Below are 17,915 nucleotides of genomic sequence, written 5' to 3'. Positions count from 1 at the left end.
CATAAGCGCCCGGTGTCCTGCCGGTGTCGCAAGGAGAAGAGACGTGCGATATGAATAACGAGGAAACATTTTACCAGGCCATGCGGCGTCAGGGCGTTACCCGACGCAGCTTTCTCAAATATTGCAGTATGGCTGCCACGTCGCTGGGATTAGGCGCGGGGATGGCACCAAAGATTGCCTGGGCGCTGGAGAACAAACCGCGCATTCCGGTGGTATGGATCCACGGTCTGGAATGTACCTGCTGTACCGAATCTTTTATCCGCTCCGCTCACCCACTGGCGAAGGACGTCATCCTTTCCCTGATTTCTCTCGATTACGACGATACCCTGATGGCTGCAGCCGGAACCCAGGCAGAAGAAGTCTTTGAAGACATCATCACGCAATATAATGGCAAATATATCCTCGCAGTAGAAGGTAATCCGCCGCTGGGCGAGCAGGGGATGTTCTGTATCAGCAGCGGTCGACCGTTTATTGAGAAACTCAAACGTGCCGCTGCCGGAGCCAGTGCGATTATCGCCTGGGGAACCTGCGCGTCCTGGGGCTGCGTGCAGGCCGCGCGGCCCAATCCGACGCAGGCAACGCCTATCGACAAAGTCATCACCGACAAACCCATTATCAAAGTACCTGGCTGCCCGCCGATCCCGGATGTGATGAGCGCCATCATTACTTACATGGTGACGTTTGATCGTCTGCCGGATGTCGACAGAATGGGCCGTCCACTGATGTTCTATGGTCAGCGTATTCACGATAAATGTTATCGCCGCGCTCACTTCGACGCCGGAGAGTTCGTCCAGAGTTGGGATGATGACGCTGCCCGCAAAGGTTACTGCCTGTACAAAATGGGCTGCAAAGGGCCTACCACCTATAACGCCTGTTCCTCCACACGCTGGAATGATGGCGTTTCTTTCCCAATCCAGTCTGGTCACGGCTGCCTGGGCTGTGCGGAAAATGGTTTCTGGGATCGCGGTTCGTTCTACAGTCGCGTGGTCGATATTCCGCAAATGGGAACTCATTCCACCGCCGATACCGTCGGTTTAACCGCACTTGGCGTGGTGGCAGCGGCTGTTGGTGTGCACGCAGTCGCCAGCGCCGTTGATCAGCGCAGACGCCATAACCAGCAACCTACAGAAACCGAACATCAGCCAGGCAATGAGGATAAACAGGCATGAGCACTCAGTACGAAACTCAAGGATACACCATCAACAATGCCGGACGCCGCCTGGTGGTCGACCCGATTACGCGCATTGAAGGCCACATGCGCTGTGAAGTGAATATTAACGATCAGAATGTGATCACCAATGCCGTCTCCTGCGGCACCATGTTTCGCGGGCTGGAGATCATTCTGCAAGGGCGCGACCCGCGCGATGCGTGGGCGTTCGTGGAACGTATCTGCGGCGTCTGTACCGGCGTACACGCTCTGGCTTCGGTCTATGCCATCGAAGATGCTATCGGCATTAAAGTGCCGGACAACGCTAATATCATCCGCAACATTATGCTGGCGACGCTCTGGTGCCACGATCATCTGGTGCACTTTTATCAGCTTGCCGGGATGGACTGGATCGATGTGTTAGATGCGCTGAAAGCCGATCCGCGGAAAACCTCCGAACTGGCGCAAAGTCTCTCCTCATGGCCGAAATCATCACCTGGCTATTTCTTCGACGTACAAAACCGCCTGAAGAAATTCGTTGAAGGCGGCCAGTTGGGGATCTTCCGTAACGGTTACTGGGGGCACCCGCAGTACAAACTGCCGCCAGAAGCCAACTTGATGGGCTTTGCTCACTATCTTGAAGCTCTCGATTTCCAGCGTGAAATTGTCAAAATCCACGCGGTCTTTGGTGGTAAAAACCCACATCCAAACTGGATTGTTGGCGGGATGCCGTGCGCTATCAACATTGACGAAAGTGGCGCGGTCGGGGCGGTCAATATGGAGCGCCTGAATCTGGTGCAGTCGATCATTACCCGCACGGCGGATTTCATTAATAACGTGATGATCCCCGACGCTTTAGCCATCGGTCAATTCAACAAACCGTGGAGCGAAATCGGCACTGGTCTTTCTGATAAATGTGTCCTCAGTTACGGGGCGTTCCCGGATATTGCCAACGACTTTGGCGAGAAAAGTCTGCTAATGCCTGGCGGCGCGGTGATCAACGGCGACTTCAAAAATGTGCTGCCAGTGGATTTGGTTGATCCGCAGCAGGTGCAGGAGTTTGTCGATCACGCCTGGTATCGTTATCCCAACGATCAGGTCGGGCGTCATCCGTTCGATGGTATTACCGACCCGTGGTACAACCCCGGCGATGTCAAAGGCAGCGATACCAACATTCAGCAGCTGAATGAACAGGAACGCTACTCGTGGATCAAAGCGCCACGCTGGCGCGGTAACGCGATGGAAGTGGGGCCGCTGGCACGCACATTGATCGCTTATCACAAAGGCGATGCTGCGACCGTTGAGTCGGTCGATCGCATGATGTCGGCGTTGAACCTGCCGCTTTCCGGCATTCAGTCAACGTTGGGCCGCATTTTGTGCCGCGCGCACGAAGCGCAGTGGGCCGCAGGTAAGTTGCAGTATTTCTTCGACAAGCTGATGACCAACCTGAAAAACGGCAATCTTGCCACCGCCTCCACTGAAAAATGGGAACCTGCAACCTGGCCGACAGAGTGCCGTGGTGTCGGTTTTACCGAAGCGCCGCGCGGGGCGTTAGGCCACTGGGCTGCCATTCGCGATGGCAAGATAGATCTCTACCAGTGCGTGGTACCGACCACCTGGAACGCCAGCCCGCGCGATCCCAAAGGGCAGATTGGCGCTTATGAAGCGGCGCTGATGAACACCAAAATGGCGATCCCCGAGCAACCGCTGGAGATCCTTCGTACTCTGCACAGCTTTGACCCGTGCCTCGCCTGTTCAACTCATGTGCTGGGTGACGACGGTAGCGAGCTGATCTCCGTCCAGGTGCGTTAACAGCGAAGGAGAATCATCATGCAACAGAAAAGCGACAACGTTGTCAGTCACTATGTCTTTGAAGCGCCCGTGCGGATCTGGCACTGGCTGACGGTGTTATGCATGGCGGTGTTGATGGTCACCGGTTACTTTATCGGCAAGCCGCTGCCTTCGGTCAGCGGTGAGGCGACGTATCTGTTTTATATGGGCTACATCAGGTTAATTCACTTCAGCGCCGGGATGGTTTTTACCGTGGTCTTGCTGATGCGGATCTACTGGGCTTTTGTCGGCAATCGCTACTCACGCGAGCTGTTTATCGTGCCGGTATGGCGTAAAAGCTGGTGGCAGGGCGTGTGGTATGAAATCCGCTGGTATCTGTTTCTGGCAAAACGTCCGAGTGCCGATATAGGTCATAACCCCATCGCCCAGGCGGCGATGTTCGGCTATTTCCTGATGTCGGTATTTATGATCGTCACCGGCTTTGCGCTGTACAGCGAACATAGTCAGTACGCTATTTTTGCGCCGTTCCGTTATGTGGTGGAATTTTTCTACTGGACGGGCGGCAACTCAATGGACATTCACAGCTGGCATCGGCTGGGGATGTGGCTGATTGGCGCGTTTGTGATCGGTCATGTCTACATGGCGCTGCGTGAAGACATCATGTCCGACGACACAGTGATCTCCACCATGGTCAACGGCTACCGTAGCCACAAATTTGGCAAAATAAGTAACAAGGAGCGTTCATGAGCGAGCAACGCGTGGTGGTAATGGGGCTGGGCAATCTGCTGTGGGCCGATGAAGGCTTCGGCGTGCGGGTGGCGGAACGGTTGTATGCCCATTACCACTGGCCCGATGAAGTCGAGATTGTTGATGGCGGCACTCAGGGACTGAACTTGCTGGGGTATGTCGAAAGCGCCAGCCACTTGCTGATTCTCGACGCCATTGATTACGGGCTGGAACCCGGAACGCTACGAACGTATGCCGGAGAACGCATTCCGGCCTATCTCAGCGCGAAGAAAATGAGCCTGCACCAGAACAGTTTCTCCGAAGTACTGGCGCTGGCAGATATCCGCGGAAATCTGCCAGCACATATTGCCCTCGTCGGCCTGCAACCCGCGATGCTCGACGACTACGGCGGTAGCCTGAGCGAACTGGCTCGGGAGCAACTGCCCGCCGCGGAACAGGGGGCGCTGGCGCAACTGGCTGCGTGGGGAATTGAGCCGCAACCGGCTAATGAATCGCGCTGTCTCAATTATGACTGTCTGTCGATGGAAAACTACGAAGGCGTTCGCTTGCGCCAGTACCGGATGACGCTGGAGGAGCAGGAATGAGCAACGACACGCCATTTGATGCGTTGTGGCAACGTATGCTGGCGCGCGGCTGGACGCCGATCAGTGAATCCCGTCTTGACGACTGGCTTACGCAAGCGCCAGACGGTGTGGTGTTATTAAGCAGTGACCCGAAACGCACGCCAGAGGTCAGCGATAATCCGGTAATGATTGGCGAATTACTGCGCGAGTTTCCTGATTATACATGGCAGGTAGCGATTGCCGACCTTGAGCAAAGCGAAGCCATCGGTGATCGTTTTGGCGTATTTCGTTTTCCCGCCACACTGGTTTTTACCGGTGGTAGCTATCGCGGCGTGCTGAATGGTATTCACCCGTGGGCGGAACTGATAAACCTGATGCGCGGGCTTGTCGAACCGCAACAGGAGCGTGCCTCATGAGCGAAACTTTTTTCCATCTGCTGGGGCCAGGAACGCAACCGAACGATGACAGTTTCAGCATGAATCCACTGCCGATCACCTGTCAGGTGAATGATGAACCGAGTATGGCGGCCCTGGAGCAATGTGCTCACAGCCCGCAGGTGATTGCGCTATTAAACGAGTTACAACATCAACTAAGCGAGCGCCAGCCGCCGCTGGGCGAGGTGCTGGCAGTCGATCTGTTAAATCTCAACGCCGACGATCGTCACTTTATCAATACGCTTCTCGGGGAAGGGGAAGTGTCAGTGCGCATTCAGCAGGCTGACGACAGTGAAAGTGAAATACAGGAGGCGATCTTCTGCGGATTATGGCGGGTGCGCAGACGTTGCGGCGAACAGTTGCTGGAGGACAAACTGGAGGCTGGCTGCGCGCCGATGGCATTGTGGCAGGCGGCAACGCAAAACGTCTTGCCGACAGATTCGCTGTTACCGCCGCCCATTGATGGCCTGATGAATGGCCTACCGTTGGCGCATGAATTACTGGCACATGTACGTAATCCTGACGCGCAGCCGCACAGCATTAATCTGACGCAATTACCTATCAGCGAGGCTGATCGGCTTTTTCTCTCACGTCTCTGTGGGCTGGGAAATATTCAGATTCGCACCATTGGCTACGGCGAGAGCTATATCAACGCGACCGGCCTGCGGCATGTCTGGCATTTACGCTGTACGGACACCTTAAAAGGCCCGTTACTTGAGAGTTATGAAATCTGCCCAATACCGGAAGTGGTGCTGGCAGCGCCAGAAGATTTGGTCGACTCTGCGCAGCGGCTTAGTGAGGTATGTCAGTGGCTGGCGGAAGGTGCATCGACGTAAAAAGACGGTAAGTATCGCTTTCAGGCTTATGAATATCGCAATCGGCGAATACCTCTGGTCGTAGAGTTTCAGGATAAAGAGGGAGATCTACCATTAACGGGTTATTTTTCTCTCTTCGCCTACAGGAGTGCGCATGTGGGATGTCATTGATTTATCGCGCTGGCAGTTTGCTCTGACCGCGCTGTATCACTTTTTATTTGTACCCCTTACCCTGGGGCTGATTTTTTTGCTGGCTATCATGGAAACCATTTACGTGGTCACCGGCAAAACAATCTACCGCGATATGACGCGCTTCTGGGGTAAGCTCTTCGGTATCAACTTTGCTCTTGGCGTGGCTACCGGCCTGACCATGGAGTTTCAGTTTGGTACTAACTGGTCATTCTATTCCAACTATGTGGGCGATATTTTTGGCGCACCGCTGGCGATGGAAGCATTAATGGCCTTCTTCCTCGAATCCACCTTTGTCGGGCTGTTCTTCTTCGGCTGGCAACGGCTGAATAAATACCAGCACCTGCTGGTGACGTGGCTGGTGGCGTTCGGTTCAAATCTCTCTGCGTTGTGGATATTGAATGCCAACGGTTGGATGCAATACCCGACCGGTGCGCATTTTGATATCGACACCCTTCGTATGGAAATGACCAGCTTCAGCGAGCTGGTCTTTAACCCGGTCAGCCAGGTGAAATTTGTGCACACCGTAATGGCGGGCTACGTGACCGGGGCCATGTTTATTATGGCGATCAGCGCCTGGTATTTACTGCGCGGACGGGAGCGCGATGTTGCATTACGCTCGTTTGCCATCGGTTCCGTCTTCGGTACTCTGGCGATTATCGGTACGCTGCAACTCGGAGACAGTTCTGCGTATGAAGTCGCGCAAGTACAACCGGTAAAACTGGCGGCAATGGAAGGGGAGTGGCAAACGGAACCTGCACCTGCACCGTTCCATGTAGTTGCCTGGCCGGAACAGGATCAAGAGCGTAACGCCTTTGCCATCAAAATTCCTGCGCTGCTAGGGATCCTCGCCACTCACTCATTAGATAAACCCGTGCCGGGTCTGAAGAATTTGATGGCTGAAACCTACCCACGCTTGCAACGCGGACGTATGGCCTGGCTGTTAATGCAGGAAATATCGCAAGGCAATCGTGAGCCGCATGTGTTGCAGGCATTCCGGGAGCTGGAAGGCGACCTTGGTTACGGCATGTTGCTCTCCCGCTATGCGCCGGATATGAACCATGTCACAGCTGCACAGTACCAGGCGGCGATGCGTGGCGCGATACCTCAGGTTGCGCCGGTATTCTGGAGTTTCCGCATCATGGTGGGCTGTGGTTCTCTGCTGCTACTGGTGATGCTGATTGCGCTTGTCCAGACGCTGCGTGGCAAAATCGACCAGCATCGCTGGGTACTGAAAATGGCGCTCTGGAGTTTGCCGCTGCCGTGGATTGCGATTGAAGCCGGGTGGTTTATGACCGAGTTTGGTCGTCAGCCGTGGGCGATACAGGACATCTTACCGACATACTCCGCGCACTCCGCTTTAACCACAGGACAACTGGCTTTCTCACTGATCATGATCGTAGGGCTTTACACCCTGTTCTTAATCGCCGAAGTCTACCTGATGCAGAAATATGCCCGTCTGGGGCCGAGCGCGATGCAGAGTGAACAACCGACGCAGCAACAGGGGTAAAGGAGAAAATCATGTTTGATTATGAAACATTGCGCTTCATCTGGTGGCTGCTGATTGGCGTGATCCTGGTGGTCTTTATGATCTCCGATGGATTTGACATGGGGATCGGCTGTCTGCTGCCGCTGGTGGCGCGTAATGATGATGAACGCCGGATAGTGATAAACAGCGTTGGCGCGCACTGGGAAGGCAATCAGGTCTGGTTAATCCTCGCAGGTGGGGCATTATTTGCCGCCTGGCCCAGAGTGTATGCAGCGGCGTTTTCCGGCTTTTATGTGGCGATGATTCTGGTGCTGTGCTCGCTGTTCTTCCGCCCGCTGGCCTTTGATTATCGCGGAAAAATCGCCGATGCACGCTGGCGTAAAATGTGGGATGCCGGACTGGTCATCGGCAGTCTGGTGCCGCCGGTAGTCTTCGGTATTGCCTTCGGCAACTTGCTGCTCGGCGTGCCGTTTGCCTTCACACCGCAATTACGCGTGGAATATCTCGGCAGTTTTTGGCAACTGCTGACGCCATTCCCTTTATTGTGCGGATTGCTCAGCCTTGGGATGGTGATTTTGCAAGGTGGCGTCTGGTTACAACTAAAAACTGTTGGTGTGATTCATCTGCGTTCACAGCTGGCGACCAAACGCGCCGCACTGCTGGTGATGCTGTGCTTTTTGCTGGCGGGTTACTGGCTGTGGGTCGGTATTGATGGCTTTGTACTGCTCGCCCAGGATGCTAACGGTCCTTCCAATCCGTTAATGAAACTGGTGGCAGTGCTACCTGGAGCCTGGATGAATAATTTCGTCGAATCGCCTGTTTTGTGGATCTTCCCGCTGCTGGGGTTCTTCTGTCCATTGCTGACGGTGATGGCGATTTATCGTGGTCGCCCGGGATGGGGATTTTTGATGGCGTCATTGATGCAATTTGGCGTAATTTTCACGGCAGGCATCACGCTGTTCCCTTTTGTCATGCCTTCGAGCGTAAGTCCGATCTCCAGCCTGACGTTGTGGGACAGCACTTCCAGCCAGTTGACGCTGAGCATTATGTTGGTAATCGTGCTGATATTTTTGCCCATTGTGTTGCTCTACACTCTCTGGAGCTACTACAAAATGTGGGGGCGCATGACAACAGAAACTCTCCGCCGTAACGAAAACGAGTTGTACTAAGGAGCAGGAACAATGTGGTATTTACTTTGGTTCGTCGGCATTTTGTTGATGTGTTCGCTCTCCACCCTTGTGTTGGTATGGCTGGACCCGCGTCTGAAAAGTTAACGAACGTAAGCCTGATGAGGCGCATTAGCGTCGCATCAGGCAATCAATAATGTCGGATATGAAAAGCGGAAACATATCGATGAAAGCGATCTTAATCCCATTCTTATCTCTTCTGATTCCGTTCACCCCGCAATCTGCATTCGCTCAGAGTGAGCCGGAGCTGAAGCTGGAAAGTGTGGTGATTGTCAGTCGTCATGGTGTGCGTGCCCCAACCAAGGCCACGCAACTGATGCAGGATGTCACCCCAGACGCATGGCCAACATGGCCGGTAAAACTGGGGTGGCTGACACCGCGCGGTGGTGAGCTAATCGCTTATCTCGGACATTACCAACGCCAGCGTCTGGTGGCTGACGGATTGCTGGCGAAAAAGGGCTGCCCGCAGCCTGGTCAGGTCGCGATTATTGCTGATGTCGACGAGCGTACCCGTAAAACAGGCGAAGCCTTCGCCGCCGGGCTGGCACCTGACTGTGCAATAACCGTACATACCCAGGCAGATACGTCCAGTCCCGATCCGTTATTTAATCCTCTAAAAACTGGCATTTGCCAACTGGATAACGCGAACGTGACTGACGCGATCCTCAGCAGGGCAGGAGGGTCAATTGCTGACTTTACCGGGCATCGGCAAACGGCGTTTCGCGAACTGGAACAGGTGCTTAATTTCCCACAATCAAACTTGTGCCTTAACCGTGAGAAACAGGACGAAAGCTGTTCATTAACGCAGGTATTGCCATCGGAACTCAAGGTGAGCGCCGACAATGTCTCATTAACCGGTGCGGTAAGCCTGGCGTCAATGCTGACGGAGATATTTCTCCTGCAACAAGCACAGGGAATGCCGGAGCCGGGGTGGGGAAGGATCACCGATTCACACCAGTGGAACACCTTGCTAAGCCTGCATAACGCGCAGTTTTATTTGCTACAACGCACGCCAGAGGTTGCCCGCAGTCGTGCCACCCCGTTGTTGGATTTGATCATGACAGCGTTGATGCCCCATCCACCGCAAAAACAGGTGTATGGTGTGACATTACCCACTTCAGTGCTGTTTATCGCCGGACACGATACTAATCTGGCAAATCTCGGCGGCGCACTGGAGCTCAACTGGACGCTTCCCGGTCAGCCGGATAACACACCGCCAGGGGGTGAACTGGTGTTTGAACGCTGGCGTAGGCTAAGTGATAACAGCCATTGGATTCAGGTTTCGCTGGTCTTCCAGACTTTACAGCAGATGCGTGATAAAACGCCGCTATCATTAAATACGCCGCCCGGAGAGGTGAAACTGACCCTGGCAGGATGTGAAGAGCGAAACGTGCAGGGCATGTGTTCGTTGGCCGGTTTTACGCAAATCGTGAATGAAGCACGCATACCGGCGTGCAGTTTGTAATGCATAAAAAAAGAGCATTCAGTTACCTGAATGCTCTGAAGCTGATGACAAACGAAGAACTGTCTGATGCGTAGGCCGGAAAAGGCGTTCACGCCGCATCCGGCCACCTTACCTTCAGTTTTACTCTTTCTCGGAGTAACTATAACCGTAATAGTTATAGCCATAACTGTAAGCGGTGCTGGCGCGTTTAATCACACCATTGAGGATTGCGCCTTTAATATTAACGCCAGCCTGTTCCAGACGCTGCATTGACAAGCTCACCTCTTTGGCGGTGTTCAAGCCAAAACGCGCAACCAGCAGGCTGGTGCCGACAGAGCGCCCCACGACCGCAGCATCGCTCACCGCCAGCATCGGCGGCGTATCGACAATCACCAGATCGTAATGGTCGTTCGCCCATTCCAGTAATTGACGCATCCGATCGCGCATCAGCAGTTCAGACGGGTTAGGTGGCACCTGACCGCGAGTAATCACATCAAAGCCTCCTTTGCCAAAATGCTGGATCACTTTGTTGAGCTCATCTTTCCCTGCCAGATATTCCGACAAGCCATGTTCATTACTCACGGTAAACAGGTTATGCGAATAACCACGACGTAAGTCGGCATCAATAAATAACACTTTTTGATCGGACTGGGCGATCACCGCCGCCAGAGTTGAACTGACGAACGTTTTACCACTGTCTGGCGTCGCACCGGTGATCATCAGAATGTTATTCTCTGTCTCCATCATAGCGAAGTGCAGACTGGTTCGTAGCGCACGTACGGCTTCCACAGCAGAATCCGCCGGGTTATCCACCGCCAGGAAGGGGATATTTTTAGTACGATGGCGCTGCTGATTAGAAAATAAATTTTTCTTACGCAGACGGGTACGCTTATCCAGCCACTCGGACATCGGGATAGTGGCATAAACGCTGATGCCGTGCTCTTCCAGTTGTTCCGGTGCTTCTACACCACGACGCAACATCGCACGCGCCAGCACGGCACCCACCGAAATAAACAGGCCAAGAATAAAACCAAGCACCACATTCAACGCTTTTTTCGGTTTCACTGGCTGCGGCTGAGTGACTGCCGGGTCGATAATCCGCACGTTACCAATCGCACTGGATTTCGAAATACTCAACTCCTGCTGGCGGTTAAGTAATTGCAGATATACCGCACGGCCCGCTTCTACGTCACGGCTTAAACGCAATACTTCCTGTTGAGTGGAAGGCATTGCCGATACCCGCTTATTCAGGCGTTTGCGTTCTTGCTCCAGCGTCTGGCGTTTTTCCAGCAGCGCACGATAAGTTGGGTGATCTTTCTTATACAGCTGGGAGATCTCGGCCTCGCGGAAGGTCAGCTCATTGAGTTGATTATCAACGTTAACAATCTGCTCAAGAACGGCTTTGGCTTCCAGGTTAAGGTCAACCGAATCGCGCTGCTGGCGATAAACGTTGAGTTTTTCTTCCGCCTGGTCCAGCTCGCTGCGCACTTCTGGCAACTGGCGCTGTAAGAATTCAAGGCTTTGTGAATCCTGCGCCGCCTGGCGAGCGATATTCTGTTGCAAATAGTTGTTAGCGATGCTGTTCAGAATACGAGTAATCAACTGGGGATCATCACCGGTCATGGTAAGTTCCAGCATCCCGCTTTCTTTACTGCGTTCGCTAACGGTAAAGGTTTCCTGCAACGCGTTAATCGCTTCCAGTTCGGTACGCTGGCTCAGGACAAACTGCGTTCCTGGTTTGGCCTTAATGTCCGCGATAGTCAGCGCAACGCCGTCTTTTTCCAGACGCTGGCCGACCATACCATTGACGGTGAACCCTTCACCTTCCAGCGTATAGTGGCCGTTTTCCCCAACTGTGAGTGTAAGTTGCTGATCCTGACCATTCAGTTGTGGAATATGCATCCAGCTGATCGCCAGCTCACCTGGTTTCTCTTTGGTTAATCTCGCCCAGCCGCGACCCACAATCGGAAAATACTTCTGCTCAACCATGTCGCGCAGATTCAGTTCAGCAATGGTTTTACCGAGAATCATGCGCGATTGCAGCAGTTGGATCTCCGGTGCTGACTCGGGCGATGAGTTAGGGATCATATCGCTCAGGCCGCTGAGAATGGCGTTGCCCTGTTTCTGCTCAACCTGGACCAGAGTATCTGCCTGATAAATTGGCGTGCTTAACAGCGAGTAAGCGACAGCGATCAGCGTGAACAACGCGGTTACGCTGATAATAAACTTACGGTGATCCCATAACTCGCCGACCAGACGAAGCAGATCGATCTCATTTTCCTGAGTGCTGCCTGGTGGCGTATTCATATTTTTAGTTGTCATCGTATTTTATAAACTCAAATTACCGGCTGAGGCGCTTCGCCCATTCCTGACTGGCGCGCTCCAACATACCGTAGACATGTTCAAATGCGTCCTGACTTTTACGATAGGGATCCGGGATCTCTTTCTGTTCCAGCCATTGCCCAAACAGCATTGTCTTCCCGCGGACCTCGGGAGCGATTGCGGTAACCTGAGCAATATGTTCCGACTCCATTGCAAGAATCAGATCGTAATTTCGTGCCATCTCAGCAGTAAGCTTACGTCCGGCATGTCCTTCAAGAGATACGCCATGATTAGCGGCAACATCTGCCGCTGTTGCATCTGCAGGGTGCTTTACCAGACCATGAACACCTGCCGATTTGACTTTTACGCCTGGCAGACGTTTACGCAGCAAGCGCTCGCCAATGGGCGAACGGCAAATGTTGCCGGTACAAACCACCAGGATTGAGTTAAATTTTAGTTGGGCCATGTTTGAATCCACCGTGAAGTCTCTGTCAGGTCATGCACCCCGGAAATCGTCGGTACCAGCAGAGAAATCACACGGTTCCAACGAGCCAGCGGCGCGGTAGTGACATAAACAATGTCGTAAGGTTCAAGCTGGAATTCCGTTCCGAGTATCATTGCCGATGCGTCCTTCGCATTCAGCTGATAAATATTGGCGATTTTGCCATTCTGCTTGTTTTGCGTTGCACGAATAACAAAAATCCCCGTCGCATCAGCGACATCCTGATTCATACCCTCAGCGTTACCCAGTGCTTCCGCCAGGGTCATACCGCTGCGGTCCATTTTCAACGTGCTCTGTTTACCCACTTCACCCATCACGAAGACTTTCAGATCATCGTTGCGCGGAATAAATAAAATATCGCCCGGGTGCAGCAGTTTGTTCTGGCGCAAGTCGCCACGCTGCATCAGCGCATAGAGGTTCACTTTGGTCTTTACGCCATTCTGGGTGAGCACCACGTTGCGCCAGTCTGCATCTGCGGTCAGACCGCCCGCGGCGTTAATCGCATCCATGATGGTCAGAGGAATATTGGTAATCGGCTGCTGACCCGATTTGCTGACTTCGCCGGTGACGTACGCTTTTTGCGATCGGAACGCCGCGACGCTGACATCGACCTGCGGGCTTTCAATGACTGAGTCCAGACGCGCTGTAATCTCGTTGCGTACTTGGGTAAGCGTTTTCCCGGCCACTTTCAGGCGACCAATATAAGGGTAGAAAATTGCACCATCAGCGTTAACCCAGTTGCCAGTATCACTGGCGCTACGATATTGCCCTGCGGGTGTGGTTAGTTCCGGGTGATCCCAGACCGTCACCATCAACACATCACCAATGCCGATACGATACTCATAGTTCGCGATTTGCTGCTCCAGCTCCGGGTTAGCCTGCGACATAATCGGTTTGGCGCGCAGCTGATCAATCAATCCTGGCGTGACGGGATAGATATTGACCATTTTGTCCAGGTCATACTGATTGTCAGGTAGTTCAATGACATCCTTGTTACTGGTCGATAAATTCTGACCAGGAACAAGGGTACATGCTGTCAAAGACAGAACAGCCAATGTCAGTACCGAAAACTTAAAAATGTTCTTTTTCATTGGTTTATATTTATCAGTCATTGTAATGTTATGAATTACGTCAGGTTATTGTCCAACCGGTACTTCTCGCTCTGCCGTCATTGGATAGAGCTGGTATTTGCGTGACAGCATTTGTCCACCATCACGCGTCAATGGTGTCCACGAAACCACCGCGCGGTTGCGGTTAGGTCCAATGGTCATCAAGTCGAACGGAATCGAGATATAAAAACCTTTACTAAAGCCGCCTTCGCCGTAGTCATCTTTAGATACGTTACTGATTGCCGCCCATACCCCTACCGCCACGCCGCTGTCAAAGCGTTTGGCGACGTCGATCGTTGCGCCTTTATCTTTTGCCAGATATTGCCCAACGCTAAGTTTCATCAGTACGCCATTGAGCGTCGGCGGATTCCAGTAAGCCGTCACGAAACCTGTTGGCGTGGAATAATCGGTGAAACGCATCATGTTGTCCCAGTCACGCTGCTTCACGTAGTTAACGTCCACACCTAGCGCCCAGCTGGCATCTAGCGGGCGATAAAGCAGCTCGGAACCGACACCGGCATACATCGTTTCCAGATAACCGCCATACACCTGGCCATAGAAACCATTGCCTAAGTCGGCAAAATAGTTCGCCTGCAAGTTGTTGAGATAAACGTCATTGCGAACGTAGTCACGGATATGCGTGCGCACGCGGGGGAGGGTAGAGTCCGCGGGTAACAGCGAAGACTTAAACTTGTCGTAGTTGTTGTAAATATTGGTGAAAATACCGCCATCAAGCAGCAGGTGATCGGTAAACCAGTAGCGGGCGCTGGACATCAGCCCCAACTGGAACATATAGAAATCTTCCGGGCCGCCCAGCGACTGTGAAAGTGTTGGGTTGAAAGAGTAGCTAAAGCGATCTTCACGAATACGGTAGCCCCGACCAAAGGCAGAAAGATCTTCAGCTTCAACACGTTGTTGTTGCAGTGGCTCTGATTGACCTGGCGCTGTACCGGCCAGCTGTTTGCGCAGGCTGGCTACGTCGGTTTCGGTAGTCACCATCGTCATATGCTCGCGCTTTTGCGTCACGCTAATCTTCTCAACGCCTTGCGGCAGGTTATTCACCAGAATCCGGTTGGCACGATCGACCGCTTCGCGAGAATCACGGTATTTGTATTGTTGACCAGACATATACAGCGTCTTATCGCGCAGCTGAATTTCCGGTGCTTCAAAACCTGCGTTGTACTTCAGCGCGGTAAGTTGGTTCGCTACTGTGGTGTACTGCAATCCTTCAGATTCCGGCGCAGGTTGATATGCCGGTTTTGGCGTATCGCGCAGGGCAGGGCGCAGATCGTTGAAATTGGTCCGTAATGTGAAGCCAAACATCAATGTGTTACCGCGCTCGTAGCTAAGGTTAAGATCTGCCCAGCTGGCAGCACGATACACAGCACCGAAATTGAAATGACTTGCCTGCGGCAATTTGCCCGCAAAATCATTCTGGTAATTGTTGCCGTCGTATTCGAGTTTCAGACGCAGAGGATTCCACGGCGTTTGATACTCAATGCCGCCAAAGATGGACGCCGGACCACGAAAGATATCGCTAAAGCTGATATCTCCCGCATCGTGAGACTCTGCACGATGACAATATTTATCGCTCACCCGGCAAAACGGGTTGGTAATATTGCCCGCATTACCGGCGTAGCCCCACGCCATCCCGAGGGTGAAATCAAATGGCCCCGCTTGCTTGCTGGCCACCAGATATTCACCGTCAAACAGACCCGTACCAGCAATATCACGTTTACCAAACGCCACTTGCGGTAGCCAGTAACCTTCTTCCCACAGGCGAAGTTTAAAATCGAAAGATTTGTCTTTGTATGACTGATCGCCGCTGAAATCTTCCCACTGGCTATATTTGCGTGTGCGCACATCCGTATAACGAATGGTGCCTTCCAGCCATGGGAACAGCGCCACGGACGTGGAGTAGAAACGGTATTGATCGTTATCCCGGTAGTTGACGCTGAATTCACCTTCCGGTGCGATGCGCGCATTTGGCATCTGCAACAATCCTGTGCCGCCAAAGTCTGATTGCGACGACCCCAGCGGATCCGGGTAGGTTAATACTTCAGCATGACAGGCACTGGAGACGGCAATGGCCAGGCAGCTTAAAAGATAAGAGTTCTTCTTCATCAGTCAGGAACACGTTGCGTTAAAACAGACACAATCTGGTCATTTAAATCAGCATATTTTTCGGGCAGTACATGCGCAGAAAAGCCCAACCAAAGCTGGCTGCCAGGCGGTGGTTCCACATGTCTTTTATTCCACAGGGCAACAGGGGCGACGACAGTCTCACCCTCAGGCGTAATCACCATAACGTTATTCTTGTCCGCGCCTGCAAGACGGGGGGTATCTTGCAGATAATCGGTAACGCTACGGCCTGCCTGCCAGGGCAATTGCCCAGCCCCAGAAACCGCACCCAGCAGAGTAATAGTCACTGGGCGCTGTACGGTATAGAGCGTATAGTCCCCGACCAGCGGGGGATTGCTGTTCTCATCCATTCGTACAAAATCAGGGTCCAGTTTGACCGGTAAGCGACCAGTGATATTGAGATTGAGTAACTGCTGGCGCACGGATTTAATCGTTGCCGCCACATCGTCGTCAGCTTCTGCTTCCCACGAAGCAAGCTGTGCCATGACATGTTGGTAGTCTTTAAGCGCTTTAGCTTTCGCCGCGGAGTCGGTCAGCAAGACTCCAGGCCACCAGAGGCGATCGCGCAGTTGCGGTTGTGTCACCAACTGGACAACATTCTCCACGGGGCCAACGGAAAGGGGCTGTTGTTCGCCAGGCAGATAAATAGTCACCGTTCCTTGCGCAAAGGCATGGGGTGTCATTACGTAAAGTACGCTGGCAATGAAATACGACTGTAATTTATTCATGGTGCGGGTTTAAGAAACGTCATTTCTACGGGAATAACCCCTGCGCCTAACATTTGCCGACTTTGACGAACCTGGCCAGTAGCCGAATCGACCCAGAATGTGTTTTGCCACTGTTTTTCTGGCAGCGTGGAAGTCACCTCTTCCTGCCAGACATTACACAGCACATCGCGACCCGCAATATTCAGCGTCTCTAATCCAGCAAAGGAAAAAGTGGAACTCAGGGTCGCAGAGCGAAAATGATTGTCTTCACTCCAGAGAATATCGCGCGTCCAGCGGCTGCCGTCTTTTATTGCCAGCGCGTTACGCAGAGGGTCCTGCCCGGAATTTGTCACTTCCAGCAGATTATTATTAAGTTTGACGGTTTTTAAAAGACGTCCATTGTAGGTAACCAGCATGGCGTTATCCTGGGATAACCATTTGCTTTGTTCTTGTTCTATATATCCCAGTACCACAAAGATTCGTTGCCCTTCATTAAGGCGTAAATACATCGTGGAATAAGGCAACGCCTGGATCTGCTGATCCGCTACGGTGATATCCTGATTATCGAAAAGGCTGGAGCGAAATGTATCGACCATACTTTGCTGGCTGTGCGTACATCCCGCAAGAAATAGTGCGAAAATCGATAAAATAAGAGGGCGCACCTTTAATCCTTGAAAGGTTAATTAAAAAAATGCAAATCTCTAAAGCCCGGTACGAATATCGCAACCGGGTATCATTTAACTTTAATTTTGACGCGTTAAAGCAGTATTAGCGCGTAGTGGACGTGGTGGTTGAGGTGTTATGAGAACCGCCATCGCCACTGTCATTTGCTGCAACTACTGCCAAAGTCGCCACACCAACAGCCGTTGCCACACCGACAACCGTCGCCGTGCCGACAGCGCCAGCAGCTACGCCACCGGTGGTAGCAGCAGTCGTAGTGGCACCAGTAGTGGTCGTTGTGGTGCCAGTAGTACCCGTCGTTGCCTCGGTCCCGTTTGCTGCTTCTGGTGCAGCAAACGCAGCTGGCGTCGTCAACATGAAGGCCATAAGGATTGCAGAAAGCTTGTGTTTCATAACTTTTCCTTTATTCATCGCATGGACAATACGTACGCTTGAGATCAGGATTGTCTACTTTGAGTATAACATCCTTGTGAAATCTCCCTTTCCGCATACTGTCGGTACTATATACCGCGAGTGGGAAAGGCGCGCAGAGAGAAATATAAGATTGTTAACGATTTCCCTCTGGAAATACGACTTGTGAGCATAAGATAAATCTTAGCAAAATACAAATTAAAGATAAGAAAATTGTTAAGAAAGCTATTAACTA

The 17,915-nt window shown here is 52.6% G+C and carries 17 protein-coding genes; 10 read left to right on the top strand and 7 right to left on the bottom strand.

Annotated features, from left to right (window positions below):
* The first annotated feature begins 50 nt into the window (after positions 1 to 50).
* The 10 genes from hyaA to appA all read left to right on the top strand — a co-directional run bounded on the left by hyaA (position 51) and on the right by appA (position 9,827).
* Complete coding sequence (hyaA, locus tag HEN33_RS07715) at positions 51 to 1,169, top strand: hydrogenase 1 small subunit (protein ID WP_176263464.1); 1,119 nt, start codon at positions 51 to 53, stop codon at positions 1,167 to 1,169.
* A complete protein-coding gene (gene hyaB, locus HEN33_RS07710) occupies positions 1,166 to 2,959 on the top strand; it encodes a Ni/Fe-hydrogenase large subunit (protein ID WP_000107368.1) in 1,794 nt (597 codons plus the stop codon). The genes hyaA and hyaB overlap by 4 nt, the downstream gene beginning before the upstream one ends.
* Positions 2,960 to 2,977: 18 nt before the next feature.
* On the top strand, positions 2,978 to 3,685 hold the full coding sequence (gene hyaC / locus HEN33_RS07705; RefSeq protein ID WP_001186429.1) for a Ni/Fe-hydrogenase b-type cytochrome subunit: 708 nt from the start codon (positions 2,978 to 2,980) through the stop codon (positions 3,683 to 3,685).
* Positions 3,682 to 4,269, top strand: a complete 588-nt coding sequence (gene hyaD / locus HEN33_RS07700; RefSeq protein WP_000003634.1) for a hydrogenase 1 maturation protease — start codon at positions 3,682 to 3,684, stop codon at positions 4,267 to 4,269. Before hyaC ends, hyaD begins: the two co-directional genes overlap by 4 nt.
* Positions 4,266 to 4,664 (top strand): hydrogenase-1 operon protein HyaE, encoded by a 399-nt coding sequence (gene hyaE, locus HEN33_RS07695; protein WP_000063963.1) that lies wholly within the window; start codon positions 4,266 to 4,268, stop codon positions 4,662 to 4,664. Before hyaD ends, hyaE begins: the two co-directional genes overlap by 4 nt.
* Complete coding sequence (locus HEN33_RS07690) at positions 4,661 to 5,518, top strand: hydrogenase expression/formation protein (protein WP_176263465.1); 858 nt, start codon at positions 4,661 to 4,663, stop codon at positions 5,516 to 5,518. Before hyaE ends, HEN33_RS07690 begins: the two co-directional genes overlap by 4 nt.
* Positions 5,519 to 5,651: 133 nt before the next feature.
* The gene (appC, locus tag HEN33_RS07685; RefSeq protein ID WP_000263563.1) at positions 5,652 to 7,196 is read left to right on the top strand and encodes a cytochrome bd-II oxidase subunit 1; all 1,545 of its coding nucleotides are present in this window, start codon (positions 5,652 to 5,654) and stop codon (positions 7,194 to 7,196) included.
* 11 nt (positions 7,197 to 7,207) lie between these two features.
* Complete coding sequence (appB, locus tag HEN33_RS07680) at positions 7,208 to 8,344, top strand: cytochrome d ubiquinol oxidase subunit II (RefSeq protein ID WP_000460803.1); 1,137 nt, start codon at positions 7,208 to 7,210, stop codon at positions 8,342 to 8,344.
* 12 nt (positions 8,345 to 8,356) lie between these two features.
* The gene (cbdX, locus tag HEN33_RS07675) at positions 8,357 to 8,449 is read left to right on the top strand and encodes a cytochrome bd-II oxidase subunit CbdX (protein ID WP_000270305.1); all 93 of its coding nucleotides are present in this window, start codon (positions 8,357 to 8,359) and stop codon (positions 8,447 to 8,449) included.
* 79 nt (positions 8,450 to 8,528) lie between these two features.
* On the top strand, positions 8,529 to 9,827 hold the full coding sequence (gene appA, locus HEN33_RS07670; RefSeq protein ID WP_032183970.1) for a bifunctional acid phosphatase/4-phytase: 1,299 nt from the start codon (positions 8,529 to 8,531) through the stop codon (positions 9,825 to 9,827).
* Between the two features lie 120 nt (positions 9,828 to 9,947).
* Here appA and etk read toward each other — a convergent pair whose 3' ends face one another.
* The 7 genes from etk to HEN33_RS07635 form a co-directional block, all read right to left on the bottom strand.
* On the bottom strand, positions 9,948 to 12,128 hold the full coding sequence (gene etk, locus HEN33_RS07665) for a tyrosine-protein kinase (RefSeq protein WP_000208674.1): 2,181 nt from the start codon (positions 12,126 to 12,128) through the stop codon (positions 9,948 to 9,950).
* A 19-nt stretch (positions 12,129 to 12,147) separates the two neighbouring features.
* Entirely contained in the window at positions 12,148 to 12,594 is a 447-nt protein-coding gene (etp, locus tag HEN33_RS07660) for a protein-tyrosine-phosphatase Etp (RefSeq protein WP_000057871.1), read from the bottom strand.
* Positions 12,582 to 13,721 (bottom strand): polysaccharide export protein, encoded by a 1,140-nt coding sequence (locus HEN33_RS07655; RefSeq protein ID WP_001295357.1) that lies wholly within the window; start codon positions 13,719 to 13,721, stop codon positions 12,582 to 12,584. The genes etp and HEN33_RS07655 overlap by 13 nt, the downstream gene beginning before the upstream one ends.
* Positions 13,722 to 13,766: 45 nt before the next feature.
* On the bottom strand, positions 13,767 to 15,863 hold the full coding sequence (locus tag HEN33_RS07650) for a YjbH domain-containing protein (protein WP_176263466.1): 2,097 nt from the start codon (positions 15,861 to 15,863) through the stop codon (positions 13,767 to 13,769).
* Complete coding sequence (locus tag HEN33_RS07645) at positions 15,863 to 16,609, bottom strand: capsule biosynthesis GfcC family protein (protein ID WP_001038057.1); 747 nt, start codon at positions 16,607 to 16,609, stop codon at positions 15,863 to 15,865. The genes HEN33_RS07650 and HEN33_RS07645 overlap by 1 nt, the downstream gene beginning before the upstream one ends.
* A complete protein-coding gene (gfcB, locus tag HEN33_RS07640) occupies positions 16,606 to 17,250 on the bottom strand; it encodes a lipoprotein GfcB (protein ID WP_176263467.1) in 645 nt (214 codons plus the stop codon). The genes HEN33_RS07645 and gfcB overlap by 4 nt, the downstream gene beginning before the upstream one ends.
* Positions 17,251 to 17,356: 106 nt before the next feature.
* Positions 17,357 to 17,662 (bottom strand): threonine-rich inner membrane protein GfcA, encoded by a 306-nt coding sequence (locus tag HEN33_RS07635; RefSeq protein ID WP_001299283.1) that lies wholly within the window; start codon positions 17,660 to 17,662, stop codon positions 17,357 to 17,359.
* Positions 17,663 to 17,915: the final 253 nt, after the last annotated feature.

Source organism: Escherichia sp. 94.0001, from assembly GCF_013369155.2.
Classification (GTDB): Bacteria; Pseudomonadota; Gammaproteobacteria; order Enterobacterales; family Enterobacteriaceae; genus Escherichia; species Escherichia coli_F.
The sequence above is the reverse complement of the archived record's forward strand: the minus strand, read 5'-3'. Positions and strand labels throughout refer to the sequence as shown.